The organism is Kosakonia sp. Marseille-Q7440 (assembly GCF_965119485.1).
In genome coordinates, this window is the sequence record NZ_CBCPLT010000001.1 from 2,278,132 (window position 1) to 2,298,234 (window position 20,103).

General features: G+C 54.2%; 22 protein-coding genes and 1 pseudogene. 14 read left to right on the forward strand and 9 right to left on the reverse strand.

Annotated elements, in window-relative coordinates; genetic code table 11:
- Positions 1-49 precede the first annotated feature (49 nt).
- A complete protein-coding gene (ychH, locus tag ACWPW2_RS10560; RefSeq protein WP_042711688.1) occupies positions 50-325 on the reverse strand; it encodes a stress-induced protein YchH in 276 nt (91 codons plus the stop codon).
- A gap of 272 nt (positions 326-597) precedes the next feature.
- Between ychH and pth the strand changes: the two genes are divergently transcribed.
- From pth to ACWPW2_RS10575, 3 genes are all read left to right on the forward strand, one after another.
- Entirely contained in the window at positions 598-1,182 is a 585-nt protein-coding gene (gene pth, locus ACWPW2_RS10565; RefSeq protein ID WP_023478596.1) for an aminoacyl-tRNA hydrolase, read from the forward strand.
- A gap of 125 nt (positions 1,183-1,307) precedes the next feature.
- Complete coding sequence (gene ychF / locus ACWPW2_RS10570) at positions 1,308-2,399, forward strand: redox-regulated ATPase YchF (RefSeq protein ID WP_023478765.1); 1,092 nt, start codon at positions 1,308-1,310, stop codon at positions 2,397-2,399.
- Between the two features lie 295 nt (positions 2,400-2,694).
- A complete protein-coding gene (locus tag ACWPW2_RS10575; RefSeq protein ID WP_454122870.1) occupies positions 2,695-3,282 on the forward strand; it encodes a DUF4291 domain-containing protein in 588 nt (195 codons plus the stop codon).
- 31 nt (positions 3,283-3,313) lie between these two features.
- Here the strand turns inward: ACWPW2_RS10575 and ACWPW2_RS10580 are convergent, their stop codons facing one another.
- The 7 genes and pseudogenes from ACWPW2_RS10580 to ACWPW2_RS10610 form a co-directional block, all read right to left on the reverse strand.
- Entirely contained in the window at positions 3,314-3,856 is a 543-nt protein-coding gene (locus ACWPW2_RS10580) for a HEAT repeat domain-containing protein (RefSeq protein WP_454122872.1), read from the reverse strand.
- Positions 3,857-4,260: 404 nt separating this feature from the next.
- A pseudogene (locus ACWPW2_RS10585) lies at positions 4,261-4,781 on the reverse strand (RHS repeat-associated core domain-containing protein); the annotation flags it as partial.
- 16 nt (positions 4,782-4,797) lie between these two features.
- The gene (locus tag ACWPW2_RS10590) at positions 4,798-5,271 is read right to left on the reverse strand and encodes a hypothetical protein (protein ID WP_034812203.1); all 474 of its coding nucleotides are present in this window, start codon (positions 5,269-5,271) and stop codon (positions 4,798-4,800) included.
- 133 nt (positions 5,272-5,404) lie between these two features.
- Entirely contained in the window at positions 5,405-5,875 is a 471-nt protein-coding gene (locus ACWPW2_RS10595) for an SMI1/KNR4 family protein (protein ID WP_023478747.1), read from the reverse strand.
- Between the two features lie 377 nt (positions 5,876-6,252).
- Positions 6,253-6,894, reverse strand: a complete 642-nt coding sequence (locus ACWPW2_RS10600) for a response regulator (RefSeq protein ID WP_023478664.1) — start codon at positions 6,892-6,894, stop codon at positions 6,253-6,255.
- Entirely contained in the window at positions 6,891-8,369 is a 1,479-nt protein-coding gene (locus tag ACWPW2_RS10605) for a PAS domain-containing sensor histidine kinase (RefSeq protein WP_454122875.1), read from the reverse strand. Before ACWPW2_RS10605 ends, ACWPW2_RS10600 begins: the two co-directional genes overlap by 4 nt.
- A 124-nt stretch (positions 8,370-8,493) precedes the next feature.
- The gene (locus ACWPW2_RS10610) at positions 8,494-9,039 is read right to left on the reverse strand and encodes an RNA polymerase sigma factor (RefSeq protein WP_312117809.1); all 546 of its coding nucleotides are present in this window, start codon (positions 9,037-9,039) and stop codon (positions 8,494-8,496) included.
- Between the two features lie 277 nt (positions 9,040-9,316).
- On the opposite strand from ACWPW2_RS10610, the gene sctW reads away from it, so the two are divergent.
- Genes sctW through sctU form a run of 11 tightly spaced genes read left to right on the forward strand, consistent with a single transcriptional unit; the run spans position 9,317 to position 19,662 of the window.
- A complete protein-coding gene (gene sctW, locus ACWPW2_RS10615) occupies positions 9,317-10,459 on the forward strand; it encodes a type III secretion system gatekeeper subunit SctW (RefSeq protein WP_454122877.1) in 1,143 nt (380 codons plus the stop codon).
- A 10-nt stretch (positions 10,460-10,469) separates the two neighbouring features.
- Positions 10,470-12,593 (forward strand): type III secretion system export apparatus subunit SctV, encoded by a 2,124-nt coding sequence (sctV, locus tag ACWPW2_RS10620; RefSeq protein WP_454122879.1) that lies wholly within the window; start codon positions 10,470-10,472, stop codon positions 12,591-12,593.
- A 2-nt stretch (positions 12,594-12,595) separates the two neighbouring features.
- The gene (locus ACWPW2_RS10625; RefSeq protein WP_454122881.1) at positions 12,596-13,462 is read left to right on the forward strand and encodes an FHA domain-containing protein; all 867 of its coding nucleotides are present in this window, start codon (positions 12,596-12,598) and stop codon (positions 13,460-13,462) included.
- A complete protein-coding gene (locus ACWPW2_RS10630) occupies positions 13,462-14,820 on the forward strand; it encodes a FliI/YscN family ATPase (protein WP_454122883.1) in 1,359 nt (452 codons plus the stop codon). Before ACWPW2_RS10625 ends, ACWPW2_RS10630 begins: the two co-directional genes overlap by 1 nt.
- A complete protein-coding gene (locus ACWPW2_RS10635; protein ID WP_454122885.1) occupies positions 14,798-15,262 on the forward strand; it encodes a type III secretion protein in 465 nt (154 codons plus the stop codon). The genes ACWPW2_RS10630 and ACWPW2_RS10635 overlap by 23 nt, the downstream gene beginning before the upstream one ends.
- Positions 15,259-15,798 carry a type III secretion system HrpP C-terminal domain-containing protein gene (locus ACWPW2_RS10640; RefSeq protein ID WP_023478793.1) on the forward strand — a complete coding sequence of 180 codons (540 nt, stop codon included), beginning with the start codon at positions 15,259-15,261 and terminating at the stop codon, positions 15,796-15,798. Before ACWPW2_RS10635 ends, ACWPW2_RS10640 begins: the two co-directional genes overlap by 4 nt.
- Positions 15,795-16,838, forward strand: coding sequence for a FliM/FliN family flagellar motor switch protein (locus ACWPW2_RS10645; RefSeq protein ID WP_454122888.1), 1,044 nt, complete (start codon positions 15,795-15,797; stop codon positions 16,836-16,838). Before ACWPW2_RS10640 ends, ACWPW2_RS10645 begins: the two co-directional genes overlap by 4 nt.
- A 5-nt stretch (positions 16,839-16,843) precedes the next feature.
- Positions 16,844-17,497, forward strand: coding sequence for a type III secretion system export apparatus subunit SctR (gene sctR / locus ACWPW2_RS10650; RefSeq protein WP_454122890.1), 654 nt, complete (start codon positions 16,844-16,846; stop codon positions 17,495-17,497).
- Between the two features lie 7 nt (positions 17,498-17,504).
- Positions 17,505-17,765, forward strand: a complete 261-nt coding sequence (gene sctS / locus ACWPW2_RS10655) for a type III secretion system export apparatus subunit SctS (RefSeq protein ID WP_023478855.1) — start codon at positions 17,505-17,507, stop codon at positions 17,763-17,765.
- A complete protein-coding gene (sctT, locus tag ACWPW2_RS10660; RefSeq protein WP_454122892.1) occupies positions 17,765-18,580 on the forward strand; it encodes a type III secretion system export apparatus subunit SctT in 816 nt (271 codons plus the stop codon). Before sctS ends, sctT begins: the two co-directional genes overlap by 1 nt.
- Complete coding sequence (gene sctU / locus ACWPW2_RS10665; RefSeq protein ID WP_454122895.1) at positions 18,577-19,662, forward strand: type III secretion system export apparatus subunit SctU; 1,086 nt, start codon at positions 18,577-18,579, stop codon at positions 19,660-19,662. The genes sctT and sctU overlap by 4 nt, the downstream gene beginning before the upstream one ends.
- Before the next feature lie 18 nt (positions 19,663-19,680).
- Here sctU and ACWPW2_RS10670 read toward each other — a convergent pair whose 3' ends face one another.
- A complete protein-coding gene (locus tag ACWPW2_RS10670; protein ID WP_454122897.1) occupies positions 19,681-20,094 on the reverse strand; it encodes a type III secretion system chaperone in 414 nt (137 codons plus the stop codon).
- Positions 20,095-20,103: the final 9 nt, after the last annotated feature.

Consider the following 20,103-nt stretch of genomic DNA (forward strand, 5'->3'; position numbering starts at 1 on the left):
GACCAAAAAAAACGGCTCCCGCAGGAGCCGTTATCGAAATCAGTGCTGGTTAGCCGTGGTTTTGCCGATCGCGACGGCAGCGTTTGTCATAGTGACGCACCCACCAGTATTTGTCGCACACCTCTTCATGGCCGCTGACGCGCGCGCCTGCCAGCCAAAGCACCGCGCCAAGGAAGATGCTGAGCACCGCGCCATGGGCGAAAAACTGTGGCAGGTTAATCTGCGGAAGCTGGTTGAGAACCGAATAACCGACGCCGACAACCATCACGATTAACCCCAACCCCATGAGCGCATTGCCGAGTAACGACGCGTTTCTACGTTTCATGTGTCACCTCCGAACAGTGGGTTGGATGGGATATCCCCAATCCTTGTGTGCAAAGTATAGACAGCGCACTTTTTAGCGGTTGCGGGCAGGATCACAATTACACATATCCACCTAACATAAATTTACACATAACCCCATGAACTAGTTGAAATTCGAATGATTGAGGTGAGCAATCATTTCCCCTTAACGGCTCATAAGTTGTGAGAATTTTGTCATCGCGCGCCGCTCGACGTAAACTACGCGCCGGACATTGACCTGGTCAGGAAGAGAAAGTGACGATTAAACTGATTGTCGGGCTGGCAAACCCCGGCGCGGAGTATGCCGCGACACGCCATAACGCTGGCGCATGGTATGTGGATTTACTGGCGGAGCGCGCCCGCGCGCCGTTACGCGACGAGCCGAAGTTCTTTGGTTTCACCTCGCGCATTCAGCTGGCGGGCGAAGATGTGCGCCTGCTGGTGCCCACGACATTTATGAACCTGAGCGGTAAAGCCGTGGCGGCGATGGCGACCTTTTACCGTATCAATCCCGACGAGATCCTCGTGGCGCACGATGAACTCGATTTGCCGCCAGGGGTGGCAAAATTTAAGCTTGGCGGCGGTCACGGCGGCCATAACGGCCTGAAAGATATCATCAGCAAACTGGGCAATAACCCCAATTTTCACCGCTTACGCATTGGAATTGGCCATCCGGGCGATAAAAACAAAGTTGTCGGTTTTGTGTTGGGTAAACCGCCGGTGTCAGAACAGACGCTGATCGACGATGCGGTAGACGAAGCGGCGCGTTGTACCGAAGTGTGGCTGAAAGAGGGGCTGACCAAAGCCACTAATCGCCTGCACGCTTTTAAAGCGCAGTAAGCGCGCCCAGCGCCTTTTTTGCCGCGCATAACATTGGTTATGTGTATACTAGGCGCAGTTTTTCACTTTTCGACAATCCGTTTTCAATAACGGGTTGATTATCAAGAGATTAAGGTAATTACATCATGGGATTCAAATGCGGTATCGTTGGTCTGCCTAACGTAGGTAAATCCACCCTGTTCAACGCGCTCACCAAAGCGGGTATTGAAGCGGCGAACTTCCCCTTCTGTACCATTGAGCCGAACACCGGTGTCGTACCGATGCCCGATCCGCGTCTCGATAAGCTGGCGGAAATTGTTAAACCGCAGCGCGTCCTGCCGACCACCATGGAGTTCGTTGATATCGCCGGTCTGGTAAAAGGCGCGTCCAAAGGTGAAGGCCTCGGCAACCAGTTCCTGACCAACATCCGTGAAACCGAAGCCATCGGCCACGTGGTGCGCTGCTTTGAGAATGACAACATCATTCACGTCAATAACAAGGTCGATCCGGCTGACGATATTGACGTTATCAATACCGAGCTGGCTCTGGCGGATCTGGATACCTGCGAACGCGCAATTCACCGCGTGCAGAAGAAAGCCAAAGGCGGCGATAAAGATGCCAAAGCTGAGCTGTCTGCACTGGAAAAATGCCTGCCGCAGCTGGAAAACGCCGGTATGCTGCGCTCGCTGGATCTCTCTGCTGAAGAGAAAGCGGCTATTCGCTACCTGAGCTTCCTGACCCTGAAACCGACCATGTACATTGCTAACGTCAATGAAGATGGCTTCGAGAACAACCCGTATCTCGACACCGTGCGCGAAATCGCCGCGAAAGAGGGTTCCGTAGTGGTTGCCGTTTGCGCCGCCGTTGAGTCTGACATCGCCGAACTGGACGATGCCGACCGCGACGAGTTTATGGCTGAACTGGGTCTGGAAGAGCCTGGCCTGAACCGCGTCATCCGCGCCGGTTATGAGCTGCTGAACCTGCAAACCTACTTCACCGCTGGCGTGAAAGAGGTACGCGCATGGACCATTCCTGTCGGCGCAACCGCTCCGCAGGCGGCCGGTAAAATCCACACCGACTTCGAGAAAGGCTTTATCCGCGCCCAGACCATCGCCTATGAAGATTTCATCGCTTATAAAGGCGAGCAAGGCGCGAAAGAAGCTGGCAAGATGCGTTCAGAAGGCAAAGAGTACATCGTTAAAGATGGCGACGTGATGAACTTCCTGTTCAACGTCTAAATAAAATTTGGTGTCTTATGGGGTTTCGCTAAATCTCATAAGCCTCGCAAAAACGATAAAATCCACGCAACTGCGTGGATTTTTGTTTTAATCGGTAAGCTCCCTATCAGAAAGATCATCCCCCGACATCGTCGTAGCCGTATTACCAGCTGCTGCCGTCAGCAAAATATTTAAGGGTCTGGTTTACTCTTGATTTTTACCGGAATACAGCCCGAAGTATCAATGTGGGACATGGTATTATCCCTGGATATTGCTTATAATAAATAATGATATTTACAATCTATAATTGAAAACCATGGATAAAATAACCACCTCTTTAACTCCAACAAATGAAATTAGAGCATATTATACGGATGAATTTATTCGAGTTTATCAGGCGTTTTCCGATGAAATAGCAGACAGCGCTCTTGAGAACAAAACCTTCGTATCTCCACCGTTCAGTATGAGCAGAATGACATGGATTAAGCCTTCTTTTTTATGGATGATGTACCGTTCAGGATGGGCAAAAAAAGACTCAAGACAAAAAAGAATTCTGGCAATAGATATAAGCCACACAGGATTCCGTGAAATACTAAAAAGCGGAGTACTTAGCAGTCATGGTGAGTCTCTTCATAATAGCTTAGACAGCTGGCGCACCGGTATAAAAAAATCAGATATAATAATACAATGGGATCCAGAAAGGGACTTATATCTAAATAGACTAAACTATCGCACCATACAAATAGGATTACGTGATCAAGCCGTTGAAGATTATTGCAAAAAATGGATTACCAACATTTCAGATGTAACCAGCCTTGTCGAAAAGATAAAAGCGTGTATAGATGCTGGGGACATACATTTAGCAATTTCGCTTCTGCCTCAAGATCGGCCTTATAAAATTTGAGCCGGAAATCGGCTTAAATAAAAAATTATTTTTAATCTATAATACCGTAAGATTTTCCAACCTGTACTGCTTTGTTTTTTATTTCAGGGATGGAATTTCTTGACAATGCTTTTAATTTCTCAGCAGCGTATTTTGAACCTATTTTCGCTAAAGCGTATATACAGTTTAATGCCAACATGTAATTATCATCCTCTCTGTCATCAGCCAAGTAATCATATTCAGACAAAGCACAGTTATACAGGGCATTTACTGCATCATCGCTTTTAGCCTTTGTTTTAACTAAAGCCCGCACAACATCATCATGTTTATAATGAAAATCATCACCCAAAAGATGTATCAAGATATCTTTATGCTTGCTTGTAAATCCAAAATGAAAGCCAATATATAAAGCGTATTCAACTTCTTTCAGGTCTTTAGAAGAATGCGCATTTTTTAAAATGTCATCTATAAAATCCTCAACATTTTCCTGAGTACATGGAAAAAGTTTTAGAAATTCTTCATCTGTTATTTTTCCAGCTCGGAGTGGCTTATTATTAACCACGGAAAGCACTAACTTCTTTTGCTCTGAATTCATTATTGCCTCAACACATTAAAAGAATCGATACCATCGTTAAAGATTTTTAAAGCAGCGCCCCCTTCCCTTCCCTTCTAGGACCAATATTTATCTGGTCATCATCGCCTTTAAATCAAGCATTTTCAATCCCCAATCTTTTGATTTTACTGGGCTTGGTATATCAGGATGAGTTACAGCAGTCAGATCAGACTTATCTCTAATGCCAATACCTTCTAACTGTGCTCGCGTACCTGGTTTTAGATTGAATTGTATCAATATCCCGCCATAGTATTCTGAAAACTCACGGGTAGGAGATATTGTTGTTTCGGTTGTACCTGGCATCCATTCTGTTTTTTGTAAAACAGCAAAATCTTCTTTTGACGTGGTCCTGTAAAAAACATTCTCATGCGGTGGCTTATAACATGCAACCAACCCCAACGGATCCACCCACACCAGTGGATCATCCACATAGCTGTAAGTATTCAGCCCGCCCGCTAACCCAATCGGGTCCATCTGGGTATAACGCCCGGCGACCGGGTCGTAGCGGTATTCCACCTTTCTGAATTCGGCATGACCGGTGAAGGTGATTTCCTTCATCTGCTGCTCATCGTCATACGCAAAATGCTGCACCACGCTATTTTATCCTGACGGCGCGTGAGCCGCCCGAACCCGTCGTAATCGAGCTTCAGCCCGCCCAGGCGCAGCAGCAGGTTGTGCCACACCGGGTTACGGTGTTCTTCGGTGCGGTTGCCTGCCGGGTCCCAGAAGAAGCGCTCTTTTTTCTGCGGTTCGACAGCCTTTGTCACCTGCCACGCCGCGTCGTAGACCATACGTACTGGCTGTACTTCTCGCCCGGCATGGCGGGCGTCGCGTCGGTGTGTATCTGCTGGACTCTCTGATCGGTGCGGTCCCAGCGGTAGCGGCGCTCGAAAACCAGTTCGCGGCGCATTCCGCCAGTAGGGCTAGTAAATTATTAGCTCGCCCTGGGGCCACAGACCGGCCCAGCCACAGGGCATATGACCTTGCTCATAAATAGAAATAAGATTCATAAAAAAAAGTGACTTATTTAAAAAGGGACTATAAGCATCCTCTAATAGATAATTTAATAAATCCCACTTTATATTACTGAGCAAAGCCTTTTGATTCCCTCCTATAGGAGGGATTTGTGGAACAATTTTACTTTCAATGATAATAGCAGCAGCATCTGCGAGCTTGTTCCACTCAAGAAAAGCATTCACATGTTTTTTCGCCAACCAACCTGTGATATTATTTCGGGCTTCTAAAGTAACATTTTCCCACTCTTCACTTTCCAGATTAATTTGAAAAGCATTTATATTTTTAACGCGTATAGTGTCAGGAATAGAGCTATCTTTTCCTGCGTTTGAAAGCCAATTGATTCTTAATAACTTTTCGATCGATGCTTGGTTTATATTCATAAGTTCATCTAATTTATTATACCTGGAATTCCTGGGACACTCATGCCACCGAGAGCGTCATACTGAATCCTGCTCTGGATACTATACCTTGAAGCCTGGTTAACACGGCGCGCATGTAAGCTCTTCAAAGATATTATAAATCTTCCAAAGATTTTTTAGTTTCACAAACCAAAAAATCTGCAAAAGTCTTTGCCACGATTTTTTTACTGCCATCTCTCTTGAATGATAAGTCTGTTTCCACTACTGCTGCCTCGCCACCAATTTGAACAGATACGTCAATAGAAAATAGCGGGCCATAACCAGAGGATTTTATGAAAATCATATTGTTATCAATATCGCCAAGTTCCCTGACCTTAAGGGTTGTATACCTGACATCAGGTGCAGATTGTGCGGCCAAGCCTAACTTTGAGATGCCATAAAATGACTCTCCATTAAATGAAAGCGTTCCATATTTCTCTAAAAAAAGCTTATATGTGGGAGGGAATTTAACCTTAAGCTCTTTCTCATAAAGCTCAATTACATCCTCAGTGGCGGGACCACTTCCTTGCGCTCCCTCACCACTTGCACTAATTAAATCATCAAGTTCTTTATAAATATCAATCATTTAGCCTCCTAAAAGCCCAGTACTCAGCTTTCCAATACTTTTTCTTCCAGCGATTAAATGGCCGTCTATTCATAGAAGGCGGTGCACTACTATAGGTTTCTCTTTGCCGCAAAGTCAAAAGCCAGGAATTATTAACGCTTGAGAAATTATCTCAGGACAAAAGGGGAAATTTAAAAAGGTGATAACGCTTGACGATTATATTGTCTTATGAGGTTTTGCTGAATCTCACACGCATCACAAAAACGATAAAATCCACGCAACTGCGTGGATTTTTGTTTTCATACCCTATCTTCAATCTCACTACAGCGCCGCTAAAAATGAGTTCGCGCATGCATCGATTTAATCATCCATCCGTCAGGCGGTGGTGGTGAAATCCCTTATTGCACCAGGTTATGCCGCAGGGAATATTTGACGATATGAGCGTTATTGGTGAATTTCATTCGCTTCATCATGCGTGATTTATAGGTACTGACGGTTTTATTACTGATGGAGAGCGCATCGGCTATCGCATTAATCGACTCGCCGTGGGCCAGCATGATCATTATTTGCCGTTCGCGCATCGTCAGGCTCTCATGCGGCGCACGATTATTGTTCTGGTAATCGGAAAAGATAATTTCCTGCGCCAGATCGTGATCGATATAGCGAGATCCCTGTGCCACGGTGCGGATCGCTTTGAGTAAAATCTCTGGCGACTTATCTTTGGTGATATAGCCCAGCGCGCCATTATTTAACACCCGCCGGGCAATTTGCGGTTCGTTAAACATACTCAATACCAGAATACGCAACTGGGGATAGAGCGGTATCAGGCGGGTGATCAGATCTTCCCCGCTCATGCCCGGCATCGAAATATCCAGCAGCAGCAGATCGACGTCGTGCTGGCGCAAACGCTCCAGCACCTGGCCGCTATCCGGCGCTTCACATACCACTTCGATAGTCTCATCGAGTGCAAAAATTTGCTTCAGGCCCTCACGCATAATGGCATGATCGTCGGCAATCATCAGACGTATGCATTCACTCATCGATCGATCCTCCTGGTTTTCGAACAGGATGGTGCTGATTTAACACCTACAGAGAGGGGGAACTTCAGTTTAACCCGTGTTCCTTTACCGGGTGTGCTATTGATGGTCGCCTCGCCATTTAGCATGCGGCCACGCTCCTCGATCCCGTGCAGACCACAGGTTCCTCTCTTCACACGATGCAGATGAAAGCCCCTGCCGTTATCGACAACTTCGATAAGCAGCGCATCCGGCGTGAGTTTAACGAAGATATAGACATTGCTGGCTCTGGCATGGCGGGCGACATTGGTGAGGGACTCCTGTACCACGCGAAATGCCGCCGTCAGCGTCGCATCATCCAGCACCACGGTATGCTCGTCGGGTGCCAGCAAAATGCAGCGGATACCGTTATTTTTTATAAACTGATCCCGCAGCCACTCCAGCGCCGGAATCAACCCGAGATTGAGCACATTGGGCCGCAGCCGGGTTGAGACATCCCGCACCACCTGAATGGTGCTGTCCAGACGCCCCATCAGTTGCTGAATTTCCGCCTGCTGCGCATCGGCAGACTGGTCTTTACGCATCGCCAGCAGCGACAACCCGGTACGCAACGCGGTTAAATGCTGGCCCAGTTCATCATGAATATCACGCGCCAGCTGTTTTTTTTCCGCTTCCCGCGCCCGCTCCAGATTATGTGTCAGCTGCCGTAGCTCCTCTTCGGTCTTGCGGATAGCGGTAATATCGCGCCCCACCGCCAGCACGCTCATTATCTCGCCGCGCAGATCATATTCCGGGACGCAGCGCACATGCAGGATGCGTTTCTCCCCGTTACGCTTTACCACCAGCTCATCTTCGGCAATGTTTTCATCCACCATGGTGCGCGAAACCAGCTTAAACAGGCTCAGGCCGACGCCTCCGCGCGGCACGCTTTCGGTCAGCGGCACGCGGCTGATATCGTTTTCGCTCAAATTAAACCAGTTGCGAACGGCCAGGTTGGCGTAGAGGCAGCGGGTCTGCAAATCAAAACGTAAAATGAGATCGGGCGAATTTTCCACCACCCGGTGCATCTGTTTTTCACGCAGTAGCTGCTGCTCTTTTTGCCGACGAATTTCATGCATATCGCGAACAATACATAATATATGCAGCTCGCCATCATGGTTATATCCGCTACAGCTTGCCTCGACGGGAAAATCGTTATGGCGTCCGGTATGTTGCGAAGTAAATGTTATCCCTTCAGGACGGGTACTGAGTTTCCACCACAGGGCAAAAACATCATTGTCGCGCAGTTCTTTATCAATAATATCAAAGCTGAGTTGTGAAAATGCCTCGCGGGAATATCCCGTCAACTGGCAGGCTTTTTCGTTGACATATTTGATATGCAGCTGGCTGTCTATCAAATAAATCGCATCATGGATTTTGTCTAAGGCAATGTTGGATAAGCCGCTGATATTAACCTCATGATTATCAACCTGCCCGGTTACACCCTGTAAAAGCATCATTCCCTCCACGGATATATCATGCCGCAGTAGAATAGCCATCCGACGGCATGATAGTCATAACCCGCTAAATATTAATAAGCTAATAATCTTAGCAGTTAATTTGTCCTTTTCAGCAAACCCGGATTCAGGCGTAAATTCTCCCTTTTAGCGTCTCCCGCGCCCGTGAAAGCCGCGAGCGTACGGTGCCGACCGGGATAGCTAACTGCTGCGCAATATCCTGATAGCTGCCCTCCTCCTCCACAAGGATTGAGAGCATCAACTTAACGTCTTTCGATAAAATTTCGATGGATGCCAGCGTATGGCTAAGGAGCTGCCTGTTTTCCGTCAAATCGCTGGGATCGTCATCCAGCAGCAGATCGGCGGTAATCTCATCATCCAGCCTGTCGAACAGATAGTGGCTCTGTTTCGATTTGTAGTAGTTGCGGATCAAATTAACGGCAATACCAAACACCCAGGTTTCCGGGCGGGACGCACCGCGAAACTTATGCCGGTTACACAACACTTCCAGACAGGTCATTTGCAAGATGTCATCAGCATCCTCCTGGCTGGCGATACGTTTACGAATGAAGTTTAAGAGCTTCTTATTATGTGTGACGAAGATCTCATCCCAGTTAACGTTAATCGCAACCGGTGACTCTAGGACAGTGGACACGAGCGTTGAATTAATCATTTTCTTGTCTCTCTGTTAGGTAACAAATGAGTGCGCTGCTACTTAGCAAGAGATATGCCAGCGGCCCCTTTCTGAATAACCCACTGTTTATAAAAGCAATTAATTCTGAACACAGACTTTTCCGAGCCAGTTTTTACCTCGCGTGGCCGCTGCGTTATGCAAAAAATTGCATTGGTTACCCGATGAAATTATTCACATTTTTTTTGCTGCTTTTTACGGAACCGGGAAGCGTGCTTTGACACAGAAAGAGGGTAATGACCACTGAGGATGGCTGGCGATGCTCAAGATACAACATGCGATACCGGCGCTGGCGCACTCGCTAAAAGCCCTGCACAGAAACACGCCGCAAGCGGCAGGCAAAACCAACGTGCCGGATAATGTCCGCGTGCGGGCAGAGTCATTAAATGACGCGATGGAAGAGATTGGTGCCGCGTTCAGCGAAAAGATGGAGCGTAAGCAAAAGGCGCAGGAGCGCCGTAATGGGTTGCGTAACCAGCTGCGTGGCAAGCATGGGCTCAGCAAAATCGGCGAGCTGAATGAGCTCTTTTCCCTGCTCGATGGCAGCGATGAACAACAAGCCCTTGAGCAGATGGAGTGGCTGCGTAACGCCCTGCGCCAGAACCCACCGCCGGATAGCGACACGCTGCTGGAGAAGACCGGCGGCGATCCGGCGCGCACCGCCCTGCTGCTGCGGATGCTCGGCGAACAGGCAGAAGATGAAGGCGACGGGGAACTGGCCGCGCGGGCCGGAGCACAGCTGGAAAAGCTTGAGCAAACCCACGGCCAGACCATCCGTGCAGGCAACAACACGGCTCCCGCCATCGCCGGGTATACCAGCGACCCGCAGCGTAAACAGTCCCTGCGCAACCTCTATTACGACGGCATCGTCCACCAGCAATCCGCCATTATGATGCTGGATATGGTGCTGGAGGCGATCGGCTCACGCAATCTGATACCGACGCTGCGTACCTTGCAGCGCGCGCTGGCGGATGATATGGCCGCGCTTGCCCCCTCGATTAGCGCTCTTACCCTCGGGCGTATTCACCACGGGCTGCGCGATGCCGCCGGGATAAGCCAGACGCTGAGCGACAGCACTACATTTTTGCAGCGTATGCGCAGCAAACTGCCCAGTGTTGACATGAACAGCCTGACGCTGGCGCGCCGGATGTTACAGATCAGCCACAACGGCGCCTACCAGAGTGATTTCACCGGCCTTGCGCAGGAGATTGTCGGCGAGAGCAAACACCATGAGCCGCTCTTTTACAGCTCGCTTTTTCCGCTGCTGCGCGGCGTGCCTCGCTCGCTGTGGCCGGACCTGGAAAAACGAAGTAACGCGTTGAAATTGCTGCGCGGCATGATTACGAACGTCACCAAAGCGGAGCAGCAACAGCAGCGCCGCAACCGGAACGCCGCGTCGTGAGGCAACCAAGATGAATACCCTGTTTCAGATCTTAAATCGAATCGCCATCAGCGCCATGCAGCGCTCCGAAGTGGTCGGCGCGGCTTTTGCCATGGCGCTGGTGTTTATGTTGATCATTCCGTTACCGCTGCCATTAATTGATGCGCTGATTGCGGTGAATATCTGCCTCTCATCCCTGCTGGTGGTGCTGGCAATGTATCTGCCCAAGCCGCTGGCGTTCTCCACCTTTCCTGCCGTGCTGCTGCTGACCACTATGTTTCGCCTGGCGCTCTCCATCTCCACCACCCGGCAGATCTTAATTCAGCAGGACGCGGGCCATGTGGTGGCGGCCTTCGGTAACTTCGTGGTAGGCGGCAACCTTGCGGTCGGGATGGTGATGTTCCTGATCCTCACCGTGGTGAACTTCCTGGTGATTACCAAGGGTTCCGAAAGGGTGGCCGAAGTGGCGGCGCGTTTTACCCTTGATGCGATGCCCGGTAAGCAGATGTCCATCGACAGCGATCTGCGCGCCGGATTGATTGATGTGGTGCAGGCCAAAAATCGCCGTAATGAGCTGGCAAAAGAGAGCCAGTTATTCGGGGCGATGGATGGCGCAATGAAGTTTGTGAAGGGCGACGCCATCGCCGGGCTGGTGATTGTGGTGATCAACCTGATTGGCGGTATCAGTATTGGCGTGCTGCAACTGGGCATGCCTGCCGGCGAAGCGATGCATATCTATTCGATTTTGACCATCGGTGACGGGCTGATCGCGCAGATCCCGGCGCTGCTGATCTCGCTTACCGCCGGGATGCTGATTACCCGCGTCTCGTCCGACAATGAACAGACGGCGGATAACAATATCGGCCGCGAGATTGCCGAGCAGTTAACCAGCCAGCCGAAAGCCTGGCTGCTCTCCTCAATGGGCATGGTGGGCTTTGCCCTGCTGCCCGGTATGCCAACGGCGATTTTTCTGCTGCTGGCAGCATTAACGATGATTAGCGGCGGTTTTCAGATCTGGCGCATCAGAAAGACCCTGAGCCTGGCGCAGCCGCAAATGGAGAATGAGGTCATTCCGCCTGAGCTAAACGGCAAAGAAGATTTACGTCAGTTCAACCCAACGCGCCCTTATCTGATCAACTTCCCCTCCTCATGGCGCGGCCATCCGGAGATGCTGGAGCTGGTGCAGGATATTCGCCGCCTGCGTAACCGTATCGTTTACCACTTCGGCTTTACCCTGCCCGCCTTCGATATCGAGTTTCTCGACCAGCAAACGGAAGATGAGTTTCGCTTCTCGGTGTATGAGATCCCGAAAGTGATCGGCACCTTTACTGTGACGCACCGGGCGGTAAAACGCCGCTGGCTGGACGAGATCGCGCCAGCCGACCGGGAGAGCGTGGTCGAGGGCGATGAGCGGCGTCAGGAGGGCGATCTTATCTGGCTGGCGGCGGATCATCCGCTGCTGCAAAACGAAGAGGTCGAGCGCTGGACGGCGCGCGAAATGCTGGTCAAGCGCATGGAGAACGCGATCCACGCCAGCAGCCCACACTTTATCGGCCTACAGGAGACCCGCGCGCTGGTGAGCTGGCTGGAAGCGGAGCAGCCAGAACTGTCGCAGGAGTTACAGCGCGTGATGCCGATCTCTCGTTTCTCCAGCGTGCTGCAAAAACTGGTCTCCGAACGTATTCCGCTGCGATCGGTTCGCGCCATTGCCGAAGCGCTGATCGAACATGGGCAGCATGAGCGCGACGTCTGGCTGCTGACCGACCAGGTGCGCATCTCGCTAAAAAATCACCTCTGTTACCAGTATGCCCGTCCGGATGGCCTGCATGTCTGGCTGCTGACACCGGAGCTGGAAGAGCAGCTGCGCGACTCGCTGCGTCAGACGCAAAACGACCTCTTCTTTGCGCTCACCCATGAGCAGATCACCGCCATTCTCTCGGTCATCGCTAACGCCTTCCCGGCCGACTCCCCGGAAAGCGCCGTGCTGCTGGTCGCCCAGGATCTGCGCAGCCCGATGCGCGGGCTTATCCAGGAAGAGTTTCACTATGTGCCGGTGCTCTCTTTTGCAGAGCTACAACCTAATCTCGCAGTAAATGTGCTGGGGCGTATAGAGCTGGATCCGGCCGCTTACTCGCTTACCACGTGGGAGAGTTGATCATGTTCGAACTGCGCGTGCTGTCTGGCCTGCATTTGGGCGCCGCGTTACCCCTCTTCGGCGATCAATGGCTGATTGGCCAGGCCGATGAGGCCGACCTGATGCTTAGCGATGCGCGCGTTACTGCCCGGGCGTGCGAACTACGCCGGGAAGAGACGCAGTGGCTGGCACAGCCGGAGGGTGCGGAGGCTTTTACTGTCAATATCGAAGCGCCTTTCCAGGTCGCCGACGTCTGGCTGTGCGTGGCGCGGATCGACACGCCGTGGGCCGCCTGCCTGCCGCCTGCCACACCGCCTGCGCCAGAAGGATCCACAGAAGCACAGCCCCAGGCCGCTCCCCCCGTCGCCGCCAGCAAAGGGTTCTTCACCCGCAGCATCCGCACGCTTTCATGGAGCCTGATGTTGCTGCTCACCCTGACGGTAACCAGCTGGGTTTTGCAGCCCACCGTTGCCCAGACCCAGGTTGCCTCCTCTACACCGCAGAGCACGCCCGCAGAGTTACAGGCACCGTTACAGAAAATGTTGCGCGAACGCGATCTGGCAAAGGTGGTGAAGCTGGATATGCACAACCAGCGGCTGCGTCTGACGGGCCGACTCAGTAAGTCGCAGATGCAGATCTTTAACCGAATGCTGGAACGCTTTAACGCCACCTACACCAGCGCTACTCCGCTGGATAACCAGGTCAAACTGCTGAAGGTCAGCCTGCCCTTCCGGATTGTGCAAATCACCACCGGTAGCCGCGCCAATATCGTCACCGACGACGGGCAGCGCCTGTTTGTCGGCGATGAAGTGGACCACCTGCGGCTGGTATCGATCACCAGCGATCAGATTGAGTTTAACGGTCGCGACAACATCAAGGTGAGCTGGTAATGACGGTAGCGCTGGAGGAGTGGTATCAACAGCAGCGGCGGCGGCTGGCAAGCTTTTCGCCGGTCGAGAGTTTTGGCCGCATCACCGGGATTAACGGCATATTGCTTGAAAGCAGCCTGCCCCAGGCGCGGATCGGCGATCTCTGCCAGATCGCCCGGGATGACGGGCAGAGCGTACTGGCAGAGGTGGTCGGTTTTAACCCGCAGCACACGCTGCTCTCCGCCCTTGGTCAGCTCGACGGTATCGCCCGGGGCGCGCGCGTGGTTCCGCTGCGCCTGCCGCACTCTATTGTGGTCTCTGACGCCCTGCTCGGCTGTGTGCTGGATGGCTTTGGCCGCCCGCTCGATGCAGGCCAGCCTGGCGCCTTCGCCCTACCCGGTACGGTGGAGAATGCGGTCGGCGTGCTGGGCGATGCCCCGGCACCCACCGATCGTCCGCGCATAGAGACGCCGCTGCCAACCGGTATTCGCGCGATTGACGGCCCGCTGACCCTCGGCGTCGGCCAGCGGGTCGGGATCTTTGCCGGTGCGGGCTGCGGGAAAACCACCCTGCTGGCGGAGATCGCCCGTAACACCCCCTGCGATGTCATCGTCTTTGGTTTGATTGGCGAGCGCGGGCGCGAGTTGCGGGAGTTTCTCGACCACGAACTGGACGAGGCGCTGCGCAGCCGTACGGTGCTTATCTGCGCTACCTCCGATCGCAGCAGCATGGAGCGCGCCAGAGCCGCATTTACCGCCACCGCCATCGCCGAAGCCTGGCGCGATAAGGGCAAAAGCGTGCTGTTGATCCTCGACTCCCTGACGCGCTTTGCCCGCGCCCAGCGTGAAATCGGCCTTGCCCTCGGCGAGCCGCCGGGGCGCGGCGGGCTACCGCCCTCGGTTTATACCCTGTTACCGACGCTGCTGGAGCGCGCCGGGCAAACCTCCTGCGGCGCGATTACTGCCCTCTACTCGGTGCTGATTGAAGCCGACTCCATGAACGATCCGGTCGCCGATGAAGTGCGCTCCCTGATTGATGGCCACATAGTGCTGACCCGCCGTCTGGCGGAGCGCGGGCATTACCCGGCTATCGATGTGCTGGCAAGCCTGAGCCGAACCATGAGCAACGTCGCCACGCGCGAGCATATCCGCGACGCCACGCAGCTGCGGCGCATGATGTCCGCCTGGCAGCAGGTTGAGATGTTAATTCGCCTTGGGGAGTACCAGCCGGGCCACGATGCGATGACCGATGCGGCGGTAGCGGCTCAGGAGGCAATTAACGGCTATCTGCAACAGGCAATGCACGCCCCCAGCGGGTATGACGACACCCTGCAGCACTTATCGGAGGTAAGCCAGCATGCGCCGTCATCCGCTGCCTGATAACGACATTGTGACTGATGATGGCAGCGCTGAATTGCAGCAGGCCTTCGCTCTGCTGCTGCCGATTCGCCGTCAGCGCTTACGCCGCTGCGAACGTCTGCAACGGCAAGCGGAGCAGGCATTATGCGAAACGCAGCGTCAGTCAGCCGAAGCGGAACAACAGCTCGCAGCCGCACAACAGCACTATCAACAGTTGCGCGAGAGCTTTGCCGAACACCACCAGTCGGGGCTGCAAAAGCAGGAACGGCTGGTTGAAGGATTGACGGAGGAGCGCCAGGCCAGCGACGCGGTGAGCGGGCAGCGCAACCAGCTGCAACAGTGCCGCACACAGCAGGCCACGCAACAGCAGCAGGTGCAGCACGCGCAGCAGCAAACCCAGGCGCGTCTGCGTGATGTGGAAAAACTGGAATACCTGATGGAGCATAGCGAGGCATTACGATGACAGCTTTACCCCACACCCAGCAAAATAACCCCGCGCCGCCTGCCCGCCCGGAGGTGCCGCGCCGTTCGCCGCAAACAGGAGCGTCAGACGCCGCTAACCCCGAGCGTAAATCCCGCGCCGAGCCGTTTCGCGAAGAGAGTTCGCTGTTTGACGCGTTGTTGCTTCCCACCAGCGACGTGCCACAACCACTTATCACACCGTGGGAAGGCCCCGCCTCTTTTGGGCCACAGCTAAGCCATGAGCATGAGCCTCCCGCTTCACCGGCCAGAGCCTGGCAACAGCTGGAGCCGCCCCTGTGCGCCATGGTGGAGAAGCAGCCTGCCGGCCCGGTCGCCATGACGCTGCTGCTGCCCCTGTTAGGTGAAGTGGATGCCCGTCTGAGTCCTTTTGCCGCGGGCTGGGATATCAGCCTGCGTTTTGCGCCAGCGGCGATGAATATGATGGCCACCCACCAGGAGCGCTGCCGCGAGTCGCTGCGCCGCCGGATGGCCTGCGCCGTGCGCCTGCGCTTTGAGCAGCGCGGAGGCCGGGAATGAAACCCTTGACCCTGCGCACTCTGCCGCGCGAGGAGGCCAGCCTGCGCCGCCGTATCGGCCACGGTGTTGGCTATCCCTTTACCCTTGCGGACGAAGCGGGTGAGATTCAGCTCCGGCTTACCGAACCCGGCGAGCGGCCACCAACGCAGGGCTTCTCCTGCCAGGCGGGGCTGTTATCTCTGGCGGGCAGTGAAGCGCTGCTGAGCCTCTTTTCCGCCTGCCCGCTGCTGCCAGAGCCTGGCGCGTGCGCTGAGTGGTACTGGCCGCTCTTTAACCAGCATCTCAGCCCGGCGCTGCGCGCGCTGTTTGGCGACCTGACGCCGCAGGAGGCCTCCTGCGCGCCGGTTGACGGTATCTGGCTTGCGATGAGCGTCACGCTCGGCGAGTCGCAGGCGCAGAGTCAGCTATACCTTGCGCCCGCCACGCTTGCGGCGTTGTTAAACCAGCCTGGCTGGGTTTCGCTGCCTGCGCCGCTTTGCAGCGACCTGCCGTTATCGCTGCCGATAGATCTGGGCGTGGTGTCGTTTGCCCCCGCGCAGTTACGCACACTTCGCCCCGATGATGTGGTTTTCCCTGCTACCTCGTATTTTTCCCCGACCGGTCGCGGCGAGCTTCGCCTTGCGCAATTACACCTTGAGGGCGAATTGCTGTTCGAGGAGGGGCATCCTGCCCGTTTTCTTATTACCCGTCTGGAGAATACTTACGTGAATGTGACCCCCGAAGATAATCTGCCTGCCGACACCCCACACCCGGATGAAAACCTGACTGAAACCACGACGCCTGCGGCCTCGCCTTTTGATGCGCTGCCGCTGGCTTTAACCGTGCGCTGCGGCCATCTCAGACTGACGCTGGGTGAGTTAAACCGCCTGGATGTCGGCTCGACGGTGACGGTCGATAACGTGGTGCCCGGTGAAGCGTTGCTGTGTCACGGCGAGTTTCCGCTGGCGAAAGGCGAACTGGTCGATGTCGAAGGGCGCCTGGGGCTGCAAATTACCCATATGCTGCCGGGCGTGGCGAGCGTCGTGGATGTGAACAGGTGATTCCGATGGAGATGGGGCCGCTAAACCCAATTATGCTGGCGCTGTTTCTCGGCGCGCTGGCGCTGCTGCCGATGATGCTCATTATCTGTACCAGCTTTTTGAAGATCACCATGGTGCTGCAATTGACGCGCAACGCGATGGGTGTGCAGCAGGTACCGCCAACCATGGCGCTCAACGGCATCGCGCTGGCGGCAACGCTCTTTATTATGGCGCCGGTGTTTAGCGATATGACCGACCGGCTGAAAGCGATCCCGGTCGATTTCAGCAGTATGGAGCGGCTCGAATATACCGCCGCTAACGGTATCGAACCGCTGAAAACGTTTATGCGCAAAAACACCGACCCGGACATCGTTATCCATTTGCAGGAAAACGCCCAGCGTATGTGGCCAAAGCGCATGGCTGATTCGGTCACCCCGGAGAATATGCTGCTTATTATCCCGGCATTCGTGCTGTCGGAGCTGCAAAACGGTTTCAAAATCGGCTTTCTGATCTTCATTCCTTTTATTGTCGTGGACCTGATCGTCTCCAATATCCTGCTGGCGCTCGGGATGCAGATGGTCTCGCCGATGACCGTGTCGCTGCCGCTGAAAATCCTGCTGTTTGTGCTCATCAGCGGCTGGACGCGGCTGCTCGACGGTCTGTTCTACAGCTATTTATGAGGCCCGCATGGATATTCTGACGCTGTTTCGCCAGGGGTTACTGCTGGTGGTTATTCTCTCCGCGCCGCCGCTGCTGGTGGCGGTGATCTCCGGGGTGATCATTTCGCTGGTGCAGGCCGCGATGCAGTTACAGGATCAGACCCTGCCGTTTTGCATCAAGCTGATGGCGGTCGGCCTGACGCTGGCGCTCACCGGGCGCTGGGTCGGTGTTGAGCTGATGGAGCTGGCGCAGGCGGCATTTGCCATGATGTCAACGGTCGGCTCCTGATGCTGATAGGTTACCCGCTTACCGACACCTTCAATGCGATCCTTGCGCTATCCCTTGGCATGGCGCGAATCTTCCCCTGCCTGCTACTGACGCCGATATTCTCGTTTAGCGTCATCAAAGGGATGCTGCGCACCGCCATTGCCGTGGCGCTGGCGCTGTTTATCGCGCCGGGGATCAAAGAAGAGATTGATCTGCTTGAGCCGACGATGATGACGCTGGCAGGGCTGGTGCTCAAAGAGTTGTTGATCGGCACTATGATCGGGTTGCTGCTGGCGCTACCTTTCTGGCTCTATGAGTCTGTCGGGGCGTTATTCGATAACCAGCGCGGCGCATTGATGGGTGGGCAGATCAACCCTCAACTGGGGCCGGATGTGACGCCGCTGGGCAAGTTGATGCAGCAGGTGCTGATATTGCTGCTGGTGACCGGGCTGGGATTATCAACCATCACCCAGGTGATCTGGGACAGCTACCATCTGTGGTCCGCCACCCAGTGGATGCCTTTTCCCAAAGAGGCAGGTTTTCACGTCTGGCTTACGCTGGTGGGAAAAATCTTCAGCGATATGGTGCTCTACGCCGGGCCGCCGGTGGCGCTGATGCTGCTGCTCGATTTTGCCATCGGGATTATGAGCCTCTATAGCCCGCAGCTTCAGGCAACGGCCCTGACGATCCCGCTAAAATGCCTGCTCGGCATGCTCTTTTTTATCCTCTATCTGCCGCTGCTGGACCATCTGGGAAATGCGCGGCTGTATGAGCTGCGCGATCTTATCCATATCCTGCCGCAGATCTTCACCCCTTCCGCCGGGAGCGCGCCATGAGCGAAAAAACCGAAGACGCCACACCGCAAAAACTGAAAGAGTCGCGCAAAAAAGGCCAGGTCAGCCAGAGCCAGGATATCCCTAAGCTGCTTATCTCTATCGGCATCCTTGAGACCATTTTTGCGATGGTCGACTCGAGTATGCAGCGGTTGCAGGCGATGATGCTGCTGCCGTTATCCCGCCTGCGCGACCCGTTTGATCATGCGCTGGAAGAGGTAATAAGTGACAGCGTCACTGTTATGCTGGTGCTGGTCGGCCTTGCCTGCGCCATTGCCATGGTGCTGCGCGTAGTGGGCGGCTGGGTGCAGTTCGGCCCGCTCTTCTCCAGCGAAGCGCTGGCACCGAAACTGGATGCGCTTAACCCGGTTAATCACCTGAAGAATATGTTTTCTGCCCGTCAGTTTACCCAGCTTCTGACCAGCATCGTTAAAGCGGTGGTGATTGGCCTGGTGGTATGGCAGGCGATCCTGCCGGATCTCGGCGGCCTTGCTCAGCTGGCGCTTGGCGATCTCAACGGTTTCTGGCAAGGGGTGATGGCGCTGTTTATGAAGGTGTCGCGCCGGGTGCTGATGGTCATGCTGGTGATAAGCCTCTTCGATTTTGGTATTCAGCGCTACTTCTTCCTTAAACAGCAGCGTATGAGCCATGAAGATCTGAAAAACGAGTTCAAGCAGAGCGAAGGCGATCCGCATATGAAAGGCCACCGCCGCCAGGTGGCACAGGAGATCCTGAATGAAGAGCCGGTTCCTGCCCGCGAGATCAACGTCGAAGAGGCGGATGTGCTGCTGGTTAACCCGACCCATTTTGCCGTCGGCCTCTACTACCGCCCGGATGAAACGCCGCTGCCGCGTCTGCTGTTTAAGGCGTGTGATGACGAGGCGCGGGCGTTGATTGAAGAGGCGCAGCGTAAAAAGAGACCGGTGATCCGCTTTATCTGGCTGACACGAACCCTCTGGCGCACTACCCGCGAAGGTTCCTATATCCCACGCGAAACGTTAAATGCCGTGGCTCACGTCTATCGCCTGCTGCGGGAGCTGGAAGATCACTACCTGGATGAGGTGATTGAGATCCGCGAAGAGTAGTGCGCGGATCTGCGCTTATCAGGCAGCCACAATCTCCGGCAGTAACGCCCGCGCCTCCCGGGCTTGCTGCATAAACGCCAGCATTAATGCGCTAAAAGTAGCCGGCGTTAAAGCGGCCAGCGGTTGCTGGTAGCAGAGCCGTACCTGCTCCTCTTCATCCAGCGCCAGCCAGCAGCCGCGCATGGCATGCATTTCGAAGTTGAGCTTCATTAACAGCCGCCAGGTGGTGAGTTGCTCTGCAAGTTGCGTGGCGGCAAAGAGCTGGCAATGGAGCAGTAGCGTATCGCTTCCCGGCGGTAGCTCCAGCACCACCGCCTCCAGGCCCTGCTCATCCTGCAACGCGCAAACGCCATTGACGAGCGTCAGAGAGATGCCCTGGCGGCGGCCAAAATCATCCAGAAGCCCTTGTAGCTGTCGTTGCTGCGTCATCATAAACTCCTG

Excerpts from the sequence above, each read along its gene's own strand:
- sctT (WP_454122892.1), top strand. The coding sequence starts at position 17,765 with ATGCTGATAGGTTACCCGCTTACCGACACCTTCAATGCGATCCTTGCG.
- ACWPW2_RS10635 (WP_454122885.1), top strand. The coding sequence starts at position 14,798 with ATGCGCCGTCATCCGCTGCCTGATAACGACATTGTGACTGATGATGGC.
- ACWPW2_RS10645 (WP_454122888.1), top strand. The coding sequence starts at position 15,795 with ATGAAACCCTTGACCCTGCGCACTCTGCCGCGCGAGGAGGCCAGCCTG.
- ACWPW2_RS10595 (WP_023478747.1), bottom strand. The coding sequence starts at position 5,875 with ATGATTGATATTTATAAAGAACTTGATGATTTAATTAGTGCAAGTGGT.
- ACWPW2_RS10575 (WP_454122870.1), top strand. The coding sequence starts at position 2,695 with ATGGATAAAATAACCACCTCTTTAACTCCAACAAATGAAATTAGAGCA.
- ACWPW2_RS10640 (WP_023478793.1), top strand. The coding sequence starts at position 15,259 with ATGACAGCTTTACCCCACACCCAGCAAAATAACCCCGCGCCGCCTGCC.
- sctR (WP_454122890.1), top strand. The coding sequence starts at position 16,844 with ATGGAGATGGGGCCGCTAAACCCAATTATGCTGGCGCTGTTTCTCGGC.
- sctU (WP_454122895.1), top strand. The coding sequence starts at position 18,577 with ATGAGCGAAAAAACCGAAGACGCCACACCGCAAAAACTGAAAGAGTCG.
- ACWPW2_RS10590 (WP_034812203.1), bottom strand. The coding sequence starts at position 5,271 with ATGAATATAAACCAAGCATCGATCGAAAAGTTATTAAGAATCAATTGG.
- ACWPW2_RS10630 (WP_454122883.1), top strand. The coding sequence starts at position 13,462 with ATGACGGTAGCGCTGGAGGAGTGGTATCAACAGCAGCGGCGGCGGCTG.
- ychF (WP_023478765.1), top strand. The coding sequence starts at position 1,308 with ATGGGATTCAAATGCGGTATCGTTGGTCTGCCTAACGTAGGTAAATCC.
- ACWPW2_RS10670 (WP_454122897.1), bottom strand. The coding sequence starts at position 20,094 with ATGATGACGCAGCAACGACAGCTACAAGGGCTTCTGGATGATTTTGGC.
- ACWPW2_RS10625 (WP_454122881.1), top strand. The coding sequence starts at position 12,596 with ATGTTCGAACTGCGCGTGCTGTCTGGCCTGCATTTGGGCGCCGCGTTA.
- ACWPW2_RS10605 (WP_454122875.1), bottom strand. The coding sequence starts at position 8,369 with ATGATGCTTTTACAGGGTGTAACCGGGCAGGTTGATAATCATGAGGTT.
- sctW (WP_454122877.1), top strand. The coding sequence starts at position 9,317 with ATGCTCAAGATACAACATGCGATACCGGCGCTGGCGCACTCGCTAAAA.
- ACWPW2_RS10610 (WP_312117809.1), bottom strand. The coding sequence starts at position 9,039 with ATGATTAATTCAACGCTCGTGTCCACTGTCCTAGAGTCACCGGTTGCG.
- sctS (WP_023478855.1), top strand. The coding sequence starts at position 17,505 with ATGGATATTCTGACGCTGTTTCGCCAGGGGTTACTGCTGGTGGTTATT.
- sctV (WP_454122879.1), top strand. The coding sequence starts at position 10,470 with ATGAATACCCTGTTTCAGATCTTAAATCGAATCGCCATCAGCGCCATG.
- ychH (WP_042711688.1), bottom strand. The coding sequence starts at position 325 with ATGAAACGTAGAAACGCGTCGTTACTCGGCAATGCGCTCATGGGGTTG.
- ACWPW2_RS10600 (WP_023478664.1), bottom strand. The coding sequence starts at position 6,894 with ATGAGTGAATGCATACGTCTGATGATTGCCGACGATCATGCCATTATG.
- ACWPW2_RS10580 (WP_454122872.1), bottom strand. The coding sequence starts at position 3,856 with ATGAATTCAGAGCAAAAGAAGTTAGTGCTTTCCGTGGTTAATAATAAG.